Genomic DNA, 15060 nt, shown 5'->3' with positions numbered 1-15060 from the left:
TCGGAGAACACATTGTGACCGACTGCCCACAGCCCGATCCGCTGCAGGTCGAAAAAGAGCGGCAATTTCGTCCGGGCAGGGCCAACTATTTCGAGAACGTGTTCCTGACTTACCGAATGCCCGTGTTGCGCGGGAAGTATTCGCTCGCGATCGAGAGCGGGCTGACGCTGTTCGAAGAATATCGCGCGAGCGGCGCGGCGGATTTCGATCAGCAGCACAAGGGAAGCCCGTACTACGTCATGGGCTACGCGGCGTTCGCATCTCACGACTACCCAGCCGCGAGCCTGATGTTCGATGCAGCCGTCGCCGAAGACTTGCGGCTGTCTGGAGGCAGCGCGGACACGCCCGCTCTGCGATTTATGCGTCTTGAAGACCGCGGACAGGAGGTTCTCGCTTCCCAGATTGTGCGGGACATCATTCAAAGCGCTGAGGACCTGATCCGGAATTACAATGCCCGGGCCGATGCCAGGCCCATCACCCTCGATGAGCTCAGGACATGGTTCCTTTCGCCGCTGATCTCGTCGGTCGACGCCCACAAACGGACGCTGATCACCGCGTTCATCTCGTTCATCGCGGAGAGGAAGTATCGGTCGCGCCTGATCGATCTCGTCGCGAACGGTTCTCGCGAACCGTTCTTCTTCATCTCATCAGGGGATGCATCTTGCTTGAGAGCATCTTGAAGGAGAGCCCGCGATTCGCCGGAGCCAATCCCGGCACGCTCGATAAAGCCGTCCAGCGGGTCAAGGGCTCTCTGAAGATGCCGCCCGGTTACAAGCTTTCGGCGAGATCTTTCGATGCCGATGTACTGAGGAAGATAGGATCCGGTATGTCCGCAGGAAAAGCGGTCGAATATGCCGGCCGATGCCGCAACACGCTGGGGCACTCCCTTTCCTGGGCGACGCCCTCCTTGGACAGGCCGACTTACGATTTGCTCGTCGAGCTCGTCGCCAGTGCGTGCATCCACGCCATTTCGACCACCTATCGCTGAGCCGGCCGCCTTGCTCGGGCGGGCCGAACAGATCTAACGCCGTCGCACGGTGTTGTGAGTCCGCGGCTGTGTCAATCTCCTCTATGACGGGCTCGCGCAGCAGACTGTCGACGAGAAGGTCTATGCCAAGCTCTCCGAGCGCTTGCGAAACCGCTTCGATGCTCGGCACCTCACCGAACGTCCTCGAGGACGACTGGATCGAGGATGAGGAAGAACTCTAGGCCCGACTTCGCGATTATACCGAGAGCCCGACCCGAGCGAACGCGTTCGATCTGCGATACGCCGGCGACGTCACGCCGAAAGGAGAGCGGTGGGAGCTCTGCGAGAAGGTGCTGGCCCGGCACGACGTGAAGCAGCGGCTGTCGGGGGTGGGGCGAACGAGACCGTTCGGAGGGAATCGCTCTTACGTAGTACGGCGCACCCAGCCGGCAGCGTGCCGATAAATCGGGGAAAACCGTGGGATTGGCTCTGGCCGACTCACCTTGTTCATGCATTGTTCTAAGCTCCGATCCCTAGCCAATGGCACTCCGATGTCCCACATCCAGAGCGTGCGTGAGCTTGCGTCGATCTTCAGCCCGAGCAACGAGGCGCGCCCTACGGTCCTGCTCGGCGCGGGCGCTTCCTTCACTTCGGGTGTTCCGCTGGCGGACGAAGCCGTACGGCGCATCGCGCGGAGGTATTTCTCCGAGCGCATCTTGGGCGGGAACGTACTACCCGAGCAGGTCAAGACATCGGAGTGGAGAGCCTGGCTGAATCAGCAGAGCTGGTTCATCAACGATGAAAATCGGTTTGCCGACAATTTTCCGCTGGCGGTCAAACATCTTCTTCAGCCGCAGGCCTATCGACAGAAGGTTCTGCTCGATCTGATCCAGCCCACTGAGGACATAGGCATTGGCTATAGGGCGCTCGCGGAACTCGTCCTTCGAGGGCTTGCCGGTACGCTCCTGACCACCAACTTTGACATCTGCTTGCCTAAGGCGCTGAACGACAAGCGCCCGCATCTCCATTCGGTATCGGAGGTCAATCGGGCGCCGGGCGACTTCCGGGAATTCGACATCTTCAATCGGGCTCAGATCGTTTGGCTCCACGGGAAAGCCGAAGGGTACACCGACAAAAATCTGACGGAAGAGGTCGCATCGCTCGACGCCAAACTTGTCAGCCTGCTGTTTCCGCTGCTGCAGTCCACTCCACTGATTGTCGTGGGCTATCGCGGCGCGGAGCCTTCGATCATGGAGTGCCTGCTGGGCGATACCGGCGATCTCGCATTCAAGAAGGGAATCTTCTGGTGTCAGCGCGCCGGCGACAGTCCGCATCCGAATGTCCTCACGCTGCAGGGTCGGCTCGGAGGTAACTTCCGTCTCCTGGAGATCGACGGTTTCGACGAGCTTTTCCGCGACGTGGACGCGGTGCTCGCCGGCCAGCAACGAAACCTGGGCTCGCCTGCGGCCAGAGGGGAGGTGGCCTTCGACGACCGGCCTGCGGCAACCGCTTCGCTTGCGGATCTCGATTTGGACCTGACGCTACGCACCGCCATCGAGTACGCTAGGAAGTTGAGGCTTCGCGAGCCGACATCCGCGACCCTGGCGACGTTCTTGCGCGAACACGGTCTCCTGGTCGAATGCGATGGAGAGCAGAGGCCCACCAACGCGGCGATACTCCTTTTCGGCACCGAACCGCAACGATTCTTCCGGCACGCCGTGGTAACCGCGACCGTCGACGGAAAAAAGCGACAGGTCATCGAGGGCAACCTACTCAAACAACGGAACGATCTTCTGGAGTGGATAGTCGACAAAGACGTCAATCCGACGATCAAGGTGAAGACGGTCGGTCGTCACGTCGAGCGACCTGCTTACCATCAACGAGCTCTGATCGAGTTGGTAGTCAATCTCCTGGTTCACCGAGACTACGAAGACCCTCGTCCCTCCATGATCGACGTCGAGGCGGGACGGAAGATCGCTTTCTCCAACCCCGGCCGCGCGTCCCAGCCACTGACGGAAAAGCTCCTCATCGGAGACGACGGAATGTTTGAGCCCGTGAGCGAACTGACGTCGCTCCGCAACAGGGCGCTCTGCGACATCTTCTTCGGCATGAGCGCGATGGAGCGCGCCGGAACCGGTCTGACCGATGTGGCCCGCTACGCACGCGACGGAAGCGGCCAGGCGGTATTCAAATTTCCGCCAGGCGACGACAGCTTCCGGGCCGAGATCTTTCAACCGACCTCGTCCGGGCGGATCGCCGGGGTCGCCATCGATACCCGGCCGATAGGAACCTACATCGTCAACCTCCTGCCGTTCGCGGCTCTTCCCGCAACGGTTTCCCGCGTAAAGGTTCGAGGGACGCTGCGGGAGATCGCGCAGACCGTCTCACTCGAAGAGGCGGGGACAGTCCTTCTTTGGAGCGGCGAATTGTGGTCCCTGGCTCCGCCGGCGCTCCTCACTTCGGTGCTTCGTCCGGTCATGACCGACGCGAAAGTGACGGTCACCGAGCGTCCGGACCTCGAATCCGATCCCGATCTGGCGCGGGTGTTCACGTGGTTCCTTCGCAAGCATTTTGAGGGACAGCTGGTGCGATTGAAAAGGCATGGCCTCATGATCGAGGCAGGGAAGAAATCCCAACGGCGCGCCTATTTCGCCGGCGTCAACAAGGGTCCACGCAAGTACGTGTACGACGCTCCGACCCGAAAGAACGTGCCTCGCGAGGTCGTCAAACAGAGAAGCGACAAGTCTCCAGTCTGGTTCGAGAACGAAGGTTTTGCGTACGACATCGCGCGCGTCGGGTCGCTGTGGGGCGTGCGTCTCAAGCCGTTCTACATGTTCACTGGACCGGACGCGTCCACGCCCTTGCCGGGATACGCGAGGACGAAGCGCGCGACACGACGTATGAAGTTCGACAGGAATCAGGCCGTCGACGGCGATCTGGTGTTCTGGGGACGATTCATCGCGCAGGGCGCCCCGGCCATCAACTTGAGCCAAGTCGCCGCACAGGACATCTTGCTCGAGGGTTCATTCCTGTCGATAGACGTTCCCGAGGAAGGACTGATCGATGACGATCGCGATCAAGATCAAGTGCCTGCCTGAACCCACGGTTCAGTTCAACAACGGACATGAGGACGTCGATCCGCGGCGTGCTTTGGTCGCGCACGGTCCCGTCGACAATCGCGGACGGCGCTTCCGGCTTGGACTCATCGGCTTGGCTTCGGACGTCGCTGCCGCGCGCCGATGGATCGGAGACATCGATACGTTTCGTCCGGCCAAGGAGAAGAACGCACGGCGGTATCGCGATTGGCCGGGGGCGGAGCGCGCGCTGAAGGCGAAATTCGAAATCGACGATCAGTTCGTGCGCGTCCTCGACGACGGCACTTACGACCGCCTCTTCCGGAAGCCCATGGGTGCAGATGCCTTCGAGATGCTCGTCGAGATGTTCGAAGGTCCGATGGTCACAATGTTCGGCGACGCGCGTCCGGACTGCATAGTGGTCTGCATTCCAGACGAACTGGGTGACCTGAGGGTTGAAAACCCCGGTCTCTCGGCGAGAGAACGGCGCGCGTTGGAGATCCTGAAACAAGAGGAGGAGAGCGCACAATTCGATCTGTTCGCTCCGAGCGAGGAAGAGCTGGCCGAAGCCGAAGCGCTGCGGACCAGCGCCGAAGATCTGCTCTTTCGTACGTTCTACCGCGCGCTAAAGTCGAGAGTGCACAAGTACGACAACGCGGTGCCCATTCAGGTCCTGCGGCGGAGCACGATCGAACGCGACGATGATACGGGTCAAAGCCAGGCGACGAGAAATTGGAACTTTACGACAGCTCTTTACTACAAGGCGGGCGGATTACCGTGGCGACCGTCCGGTCTTCCGGACGGCGTCTGCTTCGTCGGTGTATCCTTTCACCATCTGAAAAAGCGCGGAGGGCACCTCGTCTACGCCAGCGTCGCGCAGGCTTTCTCGTCCGACCATGAGCCCTTCTGTCTCAAAGGGGCTCACATCGACCATGAACAGCGGATCGACCGGCAACCGTACCTGAACGAGTCCCAAGCCTACTCTCTGATGAAGGACGTCATGGAGGGCTATCGCCTTCGGACGGGTCTGCTGCCCAAGAGGATTGTGGTCCACAAGACTTCGATCTACCAGCCCGACGAGGAAAAGGGCTTCCGTCGCGCAGTCAAGGGCTCAGTGCCGGGTTGCGATCTGGTCTGGTTGCGCCAGACGCCCTTCCGTCTGGTCCGCAAGGGATCGGAAGAACCGTGGCGCGGAACCCTGTGCCAAATCGAGGGAGAGTCGTTCCTCTTCACCAGCGGGTATGTTCCTTGGTGGGACGAGTTTCCCGGCGCGCACATTCCCTCGCCGATCCAGATAGGGTCCGCCGGGGAGACCGACATCGAAGCACGTGCGCGCGAAATTCTCCTGCTTTCTAAGATGAATTGGAACTCCAGTGACGGGATCACGCGACTACCGGTAACGCTCCTGTTTGCGAAGCGGGTCGGGGAAATTATGACGGAGTTGTCGGACAACGTTTCTCCTAATCCCTCCTTTCGGTTTCACACGTGAACAATTTGGATGCCCCTGTCGCAACGCTTCACGGGGATGTCGAACACGCGCATTCTGCAACTCTTGGAAGGAAAGTGCGGACCGGTTCTCCATGGCGCGCGTCGCGTGCTGGTCTCCGCATCATCGGGCCCTTGATGTGCCTCGGTCGGCGGGAATTCTTGAGAGACGATCAGGGCTCGACTCTCCGTTCTTGATATGTTCTCATTCACGGATGACCGACCGACCCGCGAGCTGGCGCATGCCGACCCGAGCCCAAATGGAGAAGATGGCCGCTGCCGTCGGCAGAAAGATGCCTCCTGCGGGGCAGGCACCGAACGACGACCTCCCGCCCGAATATTGGCAAGCGCTCCTAGCCGACGCTCGCGCCGACGAGGCCAATCCGGTCGCCCTTGCATCCGGACGCGCGCTGCGGCTGAACCAAATTCCCAAGCATTTACTGAGGGTGGGCTGCCGGCGCTGCGGCCGGACCGTCGAGGTGCAGCGGGCTGACGCCGTCCGGCTGTACGGTCCGGACGCGGTCTGGAAGGGCTTCGGGCAGCGGCTGCTGGACAACACGTGCACGATCCGGACCGGGGGCCATGAGGAAGACGGCTGCTGGCCGTCATACGACTGACGGCGGCCGGCCGTGGCGCCGAAGCACCATCCCACCCCGCTCAGCGGCGGTGACCGCAAGGCGCTGCAGAAGGAGCTCGGCCGGGCCCGTGCCATGACCAGCATCCTCGCCGCCCAAGCCGCCGAGGCCCGCGCCAAAGGCGAGGCCCTGATCCGTCAGGCCGACAAGTTGCTCGCCGAATCCTGGAACGAAAGGATGTGGGCCGACGGAGGCCCGATCGACCCGTCGCCCACGATCGATCAGTCCGTCAACGGCGGCTACCCATGGATCGAAATCGAATGCTCTCGATGCAAGACCAGGCGGTACGTCGACCTGGCGGCGCTGCCCCATCCGCCGACAACTCACGTTCATGACTTGGCGAGCCGACTTCGCTGCCGCAAGTGCGCTAAGGCCAATCGCCGACCGCCTACGACGTTGCTACAATTGGCGCAGCGCCCTCGCCAGGCCGCTCCGGAGACCTGACGATGTGCAATCTGTATTCGATCACCACCAACCAAGCCGCAATCAGCGCGCTGTTCCGCGTCGTCAACCGCTACGTCGGCAATCTCGCGCCGATGCCCGGCGTCTTTCCCGACTACACGGCGCCGATCGTCCGCAATGGCGTTGCGGGTCGGGAGCTCGCGACCGCCCGATGGGGTATGCCGTCGTCGTCGAAGGCGCTCATGGACGCGACCAAGAAGCGGGCCGAGAAACTGCAGGCTAAAGGCAAGACAGTCGACTTCAAGGAATTGCTCCGGATGGAGCCGGATTCCGGAACGACCAACATCCGCAACGTGAAGAGCAAGCACTGGACGCGCTGGCTCGGCGTCGAGAATAGATGCGTGGTGCCGTTCAACTCGTTCAGCGAGTTCAACAAGGCCGAGGGCGGAGACATTTGGTTCGCACTCGACGAATCCCGGCAGCTCGCCTGCTTCGCCGGCATCTGGACCAACTGGACGTCCGTGCGGAAGGTCAAGGAAGGCGAGACAACGAACGACCTCTACGCGTTCCTTACGACGGAGGCCAACGCCGAGGTCGGCGCCGTCCATCCCAAGGCGATGCCTGTGATCCTGACGACGCCCGAAGAGGTCGAGACTTGGATGACCGCGCCGGCGGGCGAAGCGCTCAAGCTGCAGCGGCCTCTTCCGGACGGCGCGCTCCGGATCGTCGCTCGGGGCGTGAAGGAAGACCCGGCGACGGCGTAGCTATCGCTTTATCCTCTCACCCGACCAATGGCATCGTTAAAGGCCGCGCCTCGAACATGGCCGTTCTTGAGAATCTAATATCGAGGAACGCGAGCGTACGACAGTCAAAGGGTCCGTCTGAGCTAAAGCCTTTGATGTTGGCGTTATAGTAGTGCCCCATTGAGGGCGCCGTCAGAAAGCCCTCGAAGGTCGCTGCCGGCATCGTACGCTTTTTCGGGTCACGCCCCGAGCCTGCATGCCGGCCTTGTCGGCGCGTCACTCAGCTGTGCATTCCTTCCCAGTCTTTGCGAAGGCCGGAGCCGCCTAGATGCTGCATACAACCGCAGCAACGATGAGACCATTACCGATCTTCATGTTCGTTCTCCTAGTTCCGTGGCCTGCTAATCCGCCAAAGTGGTCAATTCATCTCGTTGGGCAGTGATCGCGCGTACGCCGCGACTGAACCGCGGGCGTCCGGTGGTAAAAAAGCCGCTGCAGGTGGTCTTTGCGTCGCAGCGATCGCATTCTTCCACGAAGCCGTTCTTCCAGTCCGAGATCGATTGGAGGGCGTGCGGCCAAACAGACTTCGGAAGAACACACTTGGGAAGGTTGTACACCGACACGTTGACGCCAGCGGCGCTCAAGTGATCGACGGCCCTCGCAAGTCCGTCGCCATAGTCCACCGGATCCATCCAGAGCATGGCATCGTTTGCGATTGCAAAGCCCGTGTTTTCGAGGCCCATCAACGCGACGTGGTCGACGAACGGCAGATTGCGGGCAATCCACCGACCCGTGTCCTCGATGATCGGGGCGGTCAATGCATGCAAGACGACGCGGATTTCCACGCGCAGTCCCCGGTCCTTGAGCTTTAGGATGCCCAGGATCGTCTCGTCGAACGCACCCTTGGCCTGCACCACGTGATCATGGACATGATCGACCGAGGCGTAGACCGGAATGGCCGCCATTAGGAACGGGTGGCCGATATCCTTCCAGGCATCGACGATCCGCGAGTCGGCGAACGCCCGGCCGTTGGTCAGCACCTGGATGGCGGTCGCCGGCAGCCGATCGCGGCACTCCTTCAGCACGGCGATGAAGTCTTCCCAATCCGACAGGGTCTCTCCGCCGGTGAACGTCAGCCCACCGGTCGCCGGGTCGATGAGAGGCAGACTTTCCTTGATTTCGCTGAGTATCCACCGGTCATCGACATTTTTTGGTGGTTGCGAGCACATCAGGCAGTAATTGTTGCACCGTTCCGTGACGAGAAACGAGTTGTGCGCAGAATTCCGGCGATACAGCGTACGGAATTTCCTCGACGCATGATCGAAGCCGATCACATCGCCGTCCGCGAGATAGTCATATTTCGGGGGGACGACGACGAGCCGTCCTGTGAACGTACCGGGTAGATCGATTGAGTCGTCGGAGACGACAAGGATAGACTGCCACTCGGCTTCTATCGCGCGCCGGATGTCGTCTGGCGTTCTGGCGAGCGCGAAATCAGCCACGTGACGTTCGGCGGCACTGTCGACCGACCGGAGCCTGACCACCGATCGGGCCTTGTCCGAGGAAAATCCAGCGCTGCGCGAGGCTGTGCCATAGAGAGGAAGGGTCATGCGGCGGCCCATCGTCGCAAGATGGCAGCATCTTCCGGAGAGTTCTCCAGAATGTCCAACAGCAGGCCCATGATGCCTTTTTGGCGAGCGCAAAATGCCGACAGAGGCTTGATTCCCAAGGCGTCACCCTGCGTCGCGTGATGATAGACGGGGTCCGCGCCGCAGTGGCTCTCATACACACAGGTCGAGCATTCGGGCGCACACTGCGTCAGCGACGACGAAATCGCCCCGATCAGCTTGTCCGACAAAATGAGCGAATTGTAGCTGTCGTGTTCGACGTGACCGAGCCGGAAAGCGTCGTCACCGGTCTCGGCCAGCATCCTGCCTTCATCCGACGCGAAAACACTGCCGTCATAGTTGTAGACCAGTGCGCCGAGGCCGGCGCCGGCGGGGCTGCGCAAATCAACGTAGCCGATGGGTCGGTCCGAGAGCATCCGTGTGAGAAGCAGCGCCGCGTAGAACTCCCGGAACGGGGTGCCCTGTCGGTTGATCTCCAGGACCCGGCGCAACCCACGCTCATAGAAGGCAAGCCACTTCCGCGCGTCGTACTTGGCGAACTGCTTTGTTTTGATCGCAAATCCAAACGGGGAAAGCGGGCGCAAGAAGATGCCATCGAGCCCCAATTGGAGATATTCGTCGATGATTTCATCGACGCGATCGAGGCTCGCCTCCGTAGTGGTCATCAAGGCCCCGACCCTGTCGGGACCTAGAATCTCCCTCGCTCGCCGGATACCAGCAACGGCTAGTTCATGACTATTTCCGCCGGGTCGAGGGCGATTCTTGTTGTGCAGGTCGGCAGGACCGTCGAGGGAGGTCGAGAGCAGGACGTCGTTCTCCTTGCAAAATTCGAGAACGGTGTTGTCCAACAAGGCCAGGTTCGAGGCGATGACGAAGTCGAGCTTCTTGCCGGACCGCTGCTTAGCAGCGGCAACGATCTTCCTGATCAGCGGAAAATTGAGAAGCGGCTCCCCGCCCTGAAACTCGATCTTGATCCGCGCCGTCGGGCTGGCGAACGCTATGTCAAGCGCACGCATCGCGGTCTGCTCGCTCATGTCGAAGCGCGAGCGGTCGGTGCTTTGACGCGAGACCTGGCAATAAGGGCAGGAGTGTTCGCACCGCAGCGTCACGACGAAAATATGGAGCGGGGTCGTCTGCTGCAGGAACGACATTCGGCTTCTCAGCCGAGCCGCCAAAAGCTGTCGTTGTGACTTCTGGTTCGTTCCGGTGACCAGATGAGCGGCATAGGCCTTTTCGTAGAGGCCGTCACCGGGTCGGATCTGTAAATCGACCAGCTTGTGCAGTTCAGCTTCGGTCAGGCGAATGAAATCGCCGACCAGGTTGGCGACGAGGTACTGGTTTGCGCCGGCACGCTCAAAATTGAATGGCAACAACGAGAGATCTTCGGTTGCCGCGCCGAAGGCTTCAGGAGATGAAAACCGCGCCATGGGCCCCCGGCTGGACGTTATCAGGCATCATTTTGGTTGGTGGCCAAGGCTCCGAAGGCAAGTGCGAGGATGACATTCCGAACGCCATCCGTTCTTGCGGCGACGCGAGCCCGCAAGTTTTCGTCGGCGACAAGGCTCAGAAACCGCTCCTTCAACTCGTCCGGACCGAGCACCGCGCCCTTTTGCGGATTGGCAGACGAAATCAAACGGCATAGATAGCGGTCGCCCGCCCGGTCAACCTGGCAAGTCGCGGTTCCGATCAGGCGATACGCTGCCGCATCCAAAGCACTGAGGCTTTGGATGCTTGAATCGAAATCGACAGCTACCTCGACCGACGACGCCGCAGGAAGCTTAGCGGCTTGAGGCATGAGACGCATGTGAAGCATGCGACGCGTGGGAGCTATGCCCCGCGACGATGGTGCCATCGGGCTGCTTCGTCATGACAAACCCAAGAAGGTCTTCCCCCGCCTGATAGTAGGCATTTGGCTCAAGCTTAGTGACAGTGTTTTCGGCCGCTACCGCGCTTGTATCGCTGGCAACTGCGGTCTTGGCCTCAGCGACCTGAACCGACATTCCCGTGAGCGATGCGAGCGCCGCCCCAAGCGACAGCACAACTTTTGATTTCTCGGTCATATAGCCCCCTGCATCTAATTTGCTCAATGAATAGCCATCCTTACAACTTCCGAGGGCGCAAAGTCCATAGTTCTAATTGTCGATAAAGCATTCGGTCAGGACCGGCACACCGCTACACCAACTCGGCACGGGATTGATAATGTTGCGGTTTTTCTCCGAAAAGCTGCCAAGCGATGTGGCGTTTCGGACAGAACCGGTGGAAAAGCGCATCGTCTCGCGATTCCAATCCCTCACGTGTTGGATGGGCGGCGGCCCTCAAGGATTCGTTGTGCGCACCCGGGAGTGATTTCGATGCAGAGAGAGCCAGGCATCCGGACGCTAGGCGACTGGGCCGTCTCCGTGCTGCAGAGAGAAATCGCGGCGCGCGCGAAGCGATGCGCGAGCAGCGCAAGCTGCGCATCGTCTATCGTGATCCCAAGGGAGTTGGCGGCCTTCGTTGGCGGGGCTTCCTGGCCACCGCTCTACGTGAACCACGTCACCTCGGCACTGCCACATACTTGTCCGGCATCAGCCAAAGGCCGGCGTCGAGTGGCGGCTTGATGTCGAACATCTGCGCGCCGTTCCGGAAATGGAAGACCCTCCGGACGCGGTAGGCCGACGGGTTCTCCGCAGCCGTCTCGACCTGGTTGCGGGACAGCCAGAATCGGGTGCGAGCGTGCCCGTGCGTGGTCTTGATCTCGAGAAGCCGCTCCTCGCCGCTGTCCGGCTCGAAGGATCGGATATCGTAGCCCCGGTGGTCCTCGCCGCGATCGGAAGGCCAGTCCATCTCCTTCGCCAGATCTTTGCGTCCGGCTTGGCACAACCGGTCGAATTCGAACTTGAACACCATCTCCTCGCCGGCGCGCCCCAGCGAGCGGTTGAGCTCGTCCCTGGCCGCCGGGTCGTACTTGCCGATCAGCCGCCGGAGCGCCGGTTGACGGTCCTGCGGGCCCGAGTTCAAAACCGCTGGCGGCGGCACCAGCACAGGCCCTCCCGCCGACGTGAAGCGCGGTTGGACGACAACCGGCTCCGTCAGGATCTTCGGATGTAGCCCTATCTGGGCCTCGACGACCTGCACCAAGGAGTCCTGGTAGTTGTGGGCCGGCAGCAGTCCCGGGATCCAGGCGATCCCGAGTTCCTCCAGGACCGCCGAGACGTTGCGGAGCTTCCACTCGATCGACTTCGCGGAGCGACCCACTTCCGGCGACAGGCGCCTGTACAGATCGGCCTTGTTGATCTTGTCGCCGGCGCGCTCACGCTCGAGCATCAGGAAATAGTTGGCGACCACGATGGCGACCTGCTCGGCCGTCCAGTCGGTCCCCTTAGCTCCCGGCGCTGCACCCTCGGCGTCCACTGATCGCGTTCCTCGCTCGCACCAGGAACCCTACCAGTCAGCAGCCGATCCGCAAATTCCGCAAAGACGCAATCGGGCACGTTCTGGAAGGGTTTCGCTCCTCGCCGCGCGCATCAGCTGCACGCCGGACTTCCCCCGAGATTCGGCCAGTCCGCCTCTACTCGGCGCGTTGGGCGGGCGCCATCCGCGCAACGCGAGAAGCGTCCTGAAAGCGCCGGCTGGTACGGAGCATCGCTGCCTGGTGCCGTTCACTAGCTTCAACGAATTTCGAATGATGGCAACGAGTACTAGGTAAGTGCTCGAACCCGAACAGAATTCGGCTTTCCACATTTAGTCAACTTGACAAAAATGGTTCTTCTTGCACCCACGATCGGCGTCACGGATATTCCGCCGACAATGAAATATCGGCGGGACACAGAGCGTGACCTTCACCATTTGGGACAACCACAGAGGCGAGTACCGGGGTCGCGATGAGCACGGTCGCCCCCGCGAGTTCGAGAGGCGGGTCGCGGCCGAACGGGAACGAGAAAACTTCATCGCAAACAAGGACCATAAGGACGATTGGCGCTGCCGACTGGACATCTATCAGGTCGATGCCAACCTGTGCTTTCACCTGCGGGGAAAATGGGAAGGTGATCACAGGCTCTATCTCTATCCAGTTCTGCTTCCGGTCTATTTCGAAGACGTTACGGCAGCGCACTGGCGCCTTTACGCGGACGACGGGAGCGAACTCGGTCCGGGCTCGCAGGTCCGCACTTTCCGCGGAGAGCTCACCCAGCTCGTCCGACTGCTGCCGCCACACAAACTCGCATCCGAGGGCAAGGTCATTTGCCGCAATCGTCTCGGAGGCGAGGACCGATGGGGCGCGAGCGTGATCGGCGGGACGTACAGGTACTTGCCGCCCCTGAGACACCTGAACGAGGCCGGGTTGCGTTGGGCGCGCTCGGGACGCTGGAAAGCGCCGCCTTTGTTGACTCTGGCTTGAAGACCAGCGTCCCTGGTCGGACGGCGTCCCGAACTACGGGACCTTCATCGGAGCGTTCCTGTATTTCCGCTCTACCAGCGCCGCCCGAGGGAGCCGTTGGTTTTGGGCCGGCTTGGTTTTGTTCGCTTGCTCAGCGGCACTGACCTGGTTAGGGCGGCATGGTTGGTTCTTGCGAACTTCGCCTTGATCGCTCCGAACAACGCATCCTTTCCGGCGTAAAGCGCCCCCCGATGTCGGCGGAGGGAATCTGATGAGAGCCAGACGTAGCGGCCTGCCCTCAGTGAGGGAGGCAACAGCACATAGTCCTCGATCGCCCTATTCGCCGCATCCAGCCGCATCACGGCGAGTAACCCCGATGAGATCTGCCTACGGTAGGCTTTCCATTGTGGCCCGTGATCCGCTCCACGGTGGGCCAAGCGTCGCGCGACGAGAAACGAAACCAGGCGTTCGCCTCTGATATCAAGGCCTATGCCGTCCAGATCGAGCTCCGGCTGAAGACCAAGGTCGGTCCGCAGCACCTCCGCGAGTTCGGAGGCATGCCTCGCCTGTTCGGAGACCCAAAGCTCCCGGGTGTCGATCCAATCGCAGTCGCGCGGCGACGCGTATCGGATCAGCGCATAGGCCTTCCGCAGCGATCCGAAATGCTTCACGTACGACGAGACGTGATTGAGGCCGAGCGTCGAGTTGATGATGCGCGAGTTCAGCTTTCCGCGCCGGCGAAGCGTGAGACGCAGGCGTAGCAACATGTCATCTTCCGGATCTCCACGCGCCGCTCTGCCAGCAGCTTCTGGGCTCGAGCGAAGATGCCCGGATCGACGATAGGCTCGACCGCCGCAGCGCCCCGGACCCAGGCGTGATCCGGGTTCTTGACGAGCTTCTGCCCCAGGCGCCGCGAGGTGCGATTGTAGATGGTCTTGCCGATATAATTCTCGTTGGCGAGAATGGTCGGTATCATGCCATCCGTCCAAAGCGGATCATTGTGATTGGCGATGCTCGCCTCGTTCAGTTGACGCCTGATCTCGCTGTACGATTTCCGACCGTTGACGAACTGGTCGAAAATGCATCGGATGACCTCTGCTTCTTCGCGTGAACCAAGCCGCAACCGAACGCGATCCGACTGCAAAGCTTTGAATTGGCCCTTTTCGAGGAGGCCCTTCGGATGCTCGCTTTCGTCGACCATCAAAACGTCGGAGCCCATAGCCTATGGGAGCGCCGACGCGGTACCCGAGGCTCGCGACCCGGCAGTGTCCGGCGTGCACTTTAACCGAAAGTTCTCGGCTCCACTCGGCGGCCATGCCGCGCTTCAAGTTTTTCGCTATCCCGGAAACGAACGTGCCGTCGTTCTTGAAGAGCTCCGCGCAGTATCGACCTGGACGCCGGTCCGCTTGCACAGGAATTCGTAGTAGGCGCTCTCGTCGACATCCTGGAAGCGGCCCCAGCGGCTCACGTCGTAGACGAGGATGTGATCGAAGTCGGCTTGTCCCGACTGAACGTCGTCGATCAGTTCGATCAGACCAGGCCGTCCTTTGATCCGAAGGCCGCTGCGGCCTTCGTCGGCGTAGGTGCGGACGATCGTGAGAGTGTTCGTCTCGGCATAGGCGGCGATAGCCGCGAGCTGGTTCTTGATCGAGTAGCGCTGGAGTTCTCTCGACATTCGGACGTATGGCGCTGCGCGGCGCGATCGGATCCGCTTCGCCAGGCTTGTCCCTTTGGGGACGATCAGCCAGTTACCCATGGACCCCTCCTGC

General features: G+C 61.1%; 16 protein-coding genes. 8 read left to right on the top strand and 8 right to left on the bottom strand.

Annotation, left to right across the window (positions count from 1 at the left end; translation table 11 throughout):
• The first annotated feature begins 14 nt into the window (after window positions 1–14).
• The 7 genes from GGD67_RS11415 to GGD67_RS11385 all read left to right on the top strand — a co-directional run bounded on the left by GGD67_RS11415 (window position 15) and on the right by GGD67_RS11385 (window position 7327).
• Window positions 15–680, top strand: a complete 666-nt coding sequence (locus tag GGD67_RS11415) for a hypothetical protein (protein ID WP_179732775.1) — start codon at window positions 15–17, stop codon at window positions 678–680.
• Window positions 662–988 (top strand): hypothetical protein, encoded by a 327-nt coding sequence (locus GGD67_RS11410; RefSeq protein ID WP_179732773.1) that lies wholly within the window; start codon window positions 662–664, stop codon window positions 986–988. Before GGD67_RS11415 ends, GGD67_RS11410 begins: the two co-directional genes overlap by 19 nt.
• A gap of 530 nt (window positions 989–1518) precedes the next feature.
• Window positions 1519–4065, top strand: coding sequence for a hypothetical protein (locus GGD67_RS11405; RefSeq protein WP_179732771.1), 2547 nt, complete (start codon window positions 1519–1521; stop codon window positions 4063–4065).
• Window positions 4031–5530, top strand: a complete 1500-nt coding sequence (locus GGD67_RS11400; protein ID WP_179732769.1) for a hypothetical protein — start codon at window positions 4031–4033, stop codon at window positions 5528–5530. The genes GGD67_RS11405 and GGD67_RS11400 overlap by 35 nt, the downstream gene beginning before the upstream one ends.
• Window positions 5531–5741: 211 nt before the next feature.
• Window positions 5742–6143, top strand: a complete 402-nt coding sequence (locus GGD67_RS11395) for a hypothetical protein (RefSeq protein ID WP_179732767.1) — start codon at window positions 5742–5744, stop codon at window positions 6141–6143.
• A 12-nt stretch (window positions 6144–6155) separates the two neighbouring features.
• Window positions 6156–6605, top strand: coding sequence for a hypothetical protein (locus tag GGD67_RS11390; RefSeq protein WP_179732765.1), 450 nt, complete (start codon window positions 6156–6158; stop codon window positions 6603–6605).
• Between the two features lie 2 nt (window positions 6606–6607).
• A complete protein-coding gene (locus GGD67_RS11385) occupies window positions 6608–7327 on the top strand; it encodes an SOS response-associated peptidase (protein WP_179732763.1) in 720 nt (239 codons plus the stop codon).
• Between the two features lie 380 nt (window positions 7328–7707).
• On the opposite strand, the gene hxsC is transcribed toward GGD67_RS11385, so the two are convergent.
• From hxsC to GGD67_RS39890, 5 genes are all read right to left on the bottom strand, one after another.
• Window positions 7708–8916, bottom strand: a complete 1209-nt coding sequence (gene hxsC, locus GGD67_RS11375; RefSeq protein WP_179732753.1) for a His-Xaa-Ser system radical SAM maturase HxsC — start codon at window positions 8914–8916, stop codon at window positions 7708–7710.
• Entirely contained in the window at window positions 8913–10361 is a 1449-nt protein-coding gene (gene hxsB / locus GGD67_RS11370; protein WP_179732751.1) for a His-Xaa-Ser system radical SAM maturase HxsB, read from the bottom strand. The genes hxsC and hxsB overlap by 4 nt, the downstream gene beginning before the upstream one ends.
• Before the next feature lie 20 nt (window positions 10362–10381).
• Window positions 10382–10738: a hypothetical protein gene (locus tag GGD67_RS11365; RefSeq protein WP_179732749.1), complete on the bottom strand. Its 357-nt coding sequence runs from the start codon at window positions 10736–10738 to the stop codon at window positions 10382–10384.
• Window positions 10713–11021 (bottom strand): His-Xaa-Ser repeat protein HxsA2, encoded by a 309-nt coding sequence (gene hxsA2 / locus GGD67_RS11360; RefSeq protein WP_179732747.1) that lies wholly within the window; start codon window positions 11019–11021, stop codon window positions 10713–10715. Before hxsA2 ends, GGD67_RS11365 begins: the two co-directional genes overlap by 26 nt.
• A 448-nt stretch (window positions 11022–11469) precedes the next feature.
• Window positions 11470–12327, bottom strand: a complete 858-nt coding sequence (locus GGD67_RS39890) for a DUF3883 domain-containing protein (protein ID WP_179732746.1) — start codon at window positions 12325–12327, stop codon at window positions 11470–11472.
• Window positions 12328–12748: 421 nt separating this feature from the next.
• Between GGD67_RS39890 and GGD67_RS11350 the strand changes: the two genes are divergently transcribed.
• Window positions 12749–13312, top strand: coding sequence for a hypothetical protein (locus GGD67_RS11350; protein WP_179732744.1), 564 nt, complete (start codon window positions 12749–12751; stop codon window positions 13310–13312).
• Window positions 13313–13383: 71 nt separating this feature from the next.
• Here the strand turns inward: GGD67_RS11350 and GGD67_RS11345 are convergent, their stop codons facing one another.
• The 3 genes from GGD67_RS11345 to GGD67_RS11335 all read right to left on the bottom strand — a co-directional run bounded on the left by GGD67_RS11345 (window position 13384) and on the right by GGD67_RS11335 (window position 15047).
• Entirely contained in the window at window positions 13384–14058 is a 675-nt protein-coding gene (locus tag GGD67_RS11345) for a hypothetical protein (protein WP_179732742.1), read from the bottom strand.
• Complete coding sequence (locus tag GGD67_RS11340) at window positions 14013–14492, bottom strand: recombinase family protein (protein ID WP_179732740.1); 480 nt, start codon at window positions 14490–14492, stop codon at window positions 14013–14015. Before GGD67_RS11340 ends, GGD67_RS11345 begins: the two co-directional genes overlap by 46 nt.
• A gap of 135 nt (window positions 14493–14627) precedes the next feature.
• Complete coding sequence (locus GGD67_RS11335) at window positions 14628–15047, bottom strand: recombinase family protein (RefSeq protein ID WP_283814101.1); 420 nt, start codon at window positions 15045–15047, stop codon at window positions 14628–14630.
• Window positions 15048–15060 lie beyond the last annotated feature (13 nt).

It is taken from the genome of Bradyrhizobium sp. IAR9 (assembly GCF_013408065.1).
In the GTDB taxonomy this organism is placed as follows: domain Bacteria; phylum Pseudomonadota; class Alphaproteobacteria; order Rhizobiales; family Xanthobacteraceae; genus Bradyrhizobium.
Note: the sequence above shows the minus strand (reverse complement) of the source record. Positions and strands in the feature narration are given on the sequence as shown.

Coding starts and splice junctions, on each gene's coding strand:
- GGD67_RS11405 (WP_179732771.1), top strand. CDS start 1,519: ATGTCCCACATCCAGAGCGTGCGTGAGCTTGCGTCGATCTTCAGCCCG.
- GGD67_RS11400 (WP_179732769.1), top strand. CDS start 4,031: ATGACGATCGCGATCAAGATCAAGTGCCTGCCTGAACCCACGGTTCAG.
- GGD67_RS11395 (WP_179732767.1), top strand. CDS start 5,742: ATGACCGACCGACCCGCGAGCTGGCGCATGCCGACCCGAGCCCAAATG.
- GGD67_RS11385 (WP_179732763.1), top strand. CDS start 6,608: ATGTGCAATCTGTATTCGATCACCACCAACCAAGCCGCAATCAGCGCG.
- hxsC (WP_179732753.1), bottom strand. CDS start 8,916: ATGACCCTTCCTCTCTATGGCACAGCCTCGCGCAGCGCTGGATTTTCC.
- hxsB (WP_179732751.1), bottom strand. CDS start 10,361: ATGGCGCGGTTTTCATCTCCTGAAGCCTTCGGCGCGGCAACCGAAGAT.
- GGD67_RS11365 (WP_179732749.1), bottom strand. CDS start 10,738: ATGCGTCTCATGCCTCAAGCCGCTAAGCTTCCTGCGGCGTCGTCGGTC.
- GGD67_RS11345 (WP_179732742.1), bottom strand. CDS start 14,058: ATGTTGCTACGCCTGCGTCTCACGCTTCGCCGGCGCGGAAAGCTGAAC.
- GGD67_RS11340 (WP_179732740.1), bottom strand. CDS start 14,492: ATGGTCGACGAAAGCGAGCATCCGAAGGGCCTCCTCGAAAAGGGCCAA.
- GGD67_RS11335 (WP_283814101.1), bottom strand. CDS start 15,047: ATGGGTAACTGGCTGATCGTCCCCAAAGGGACAAGCCTGGCGAAGCGG.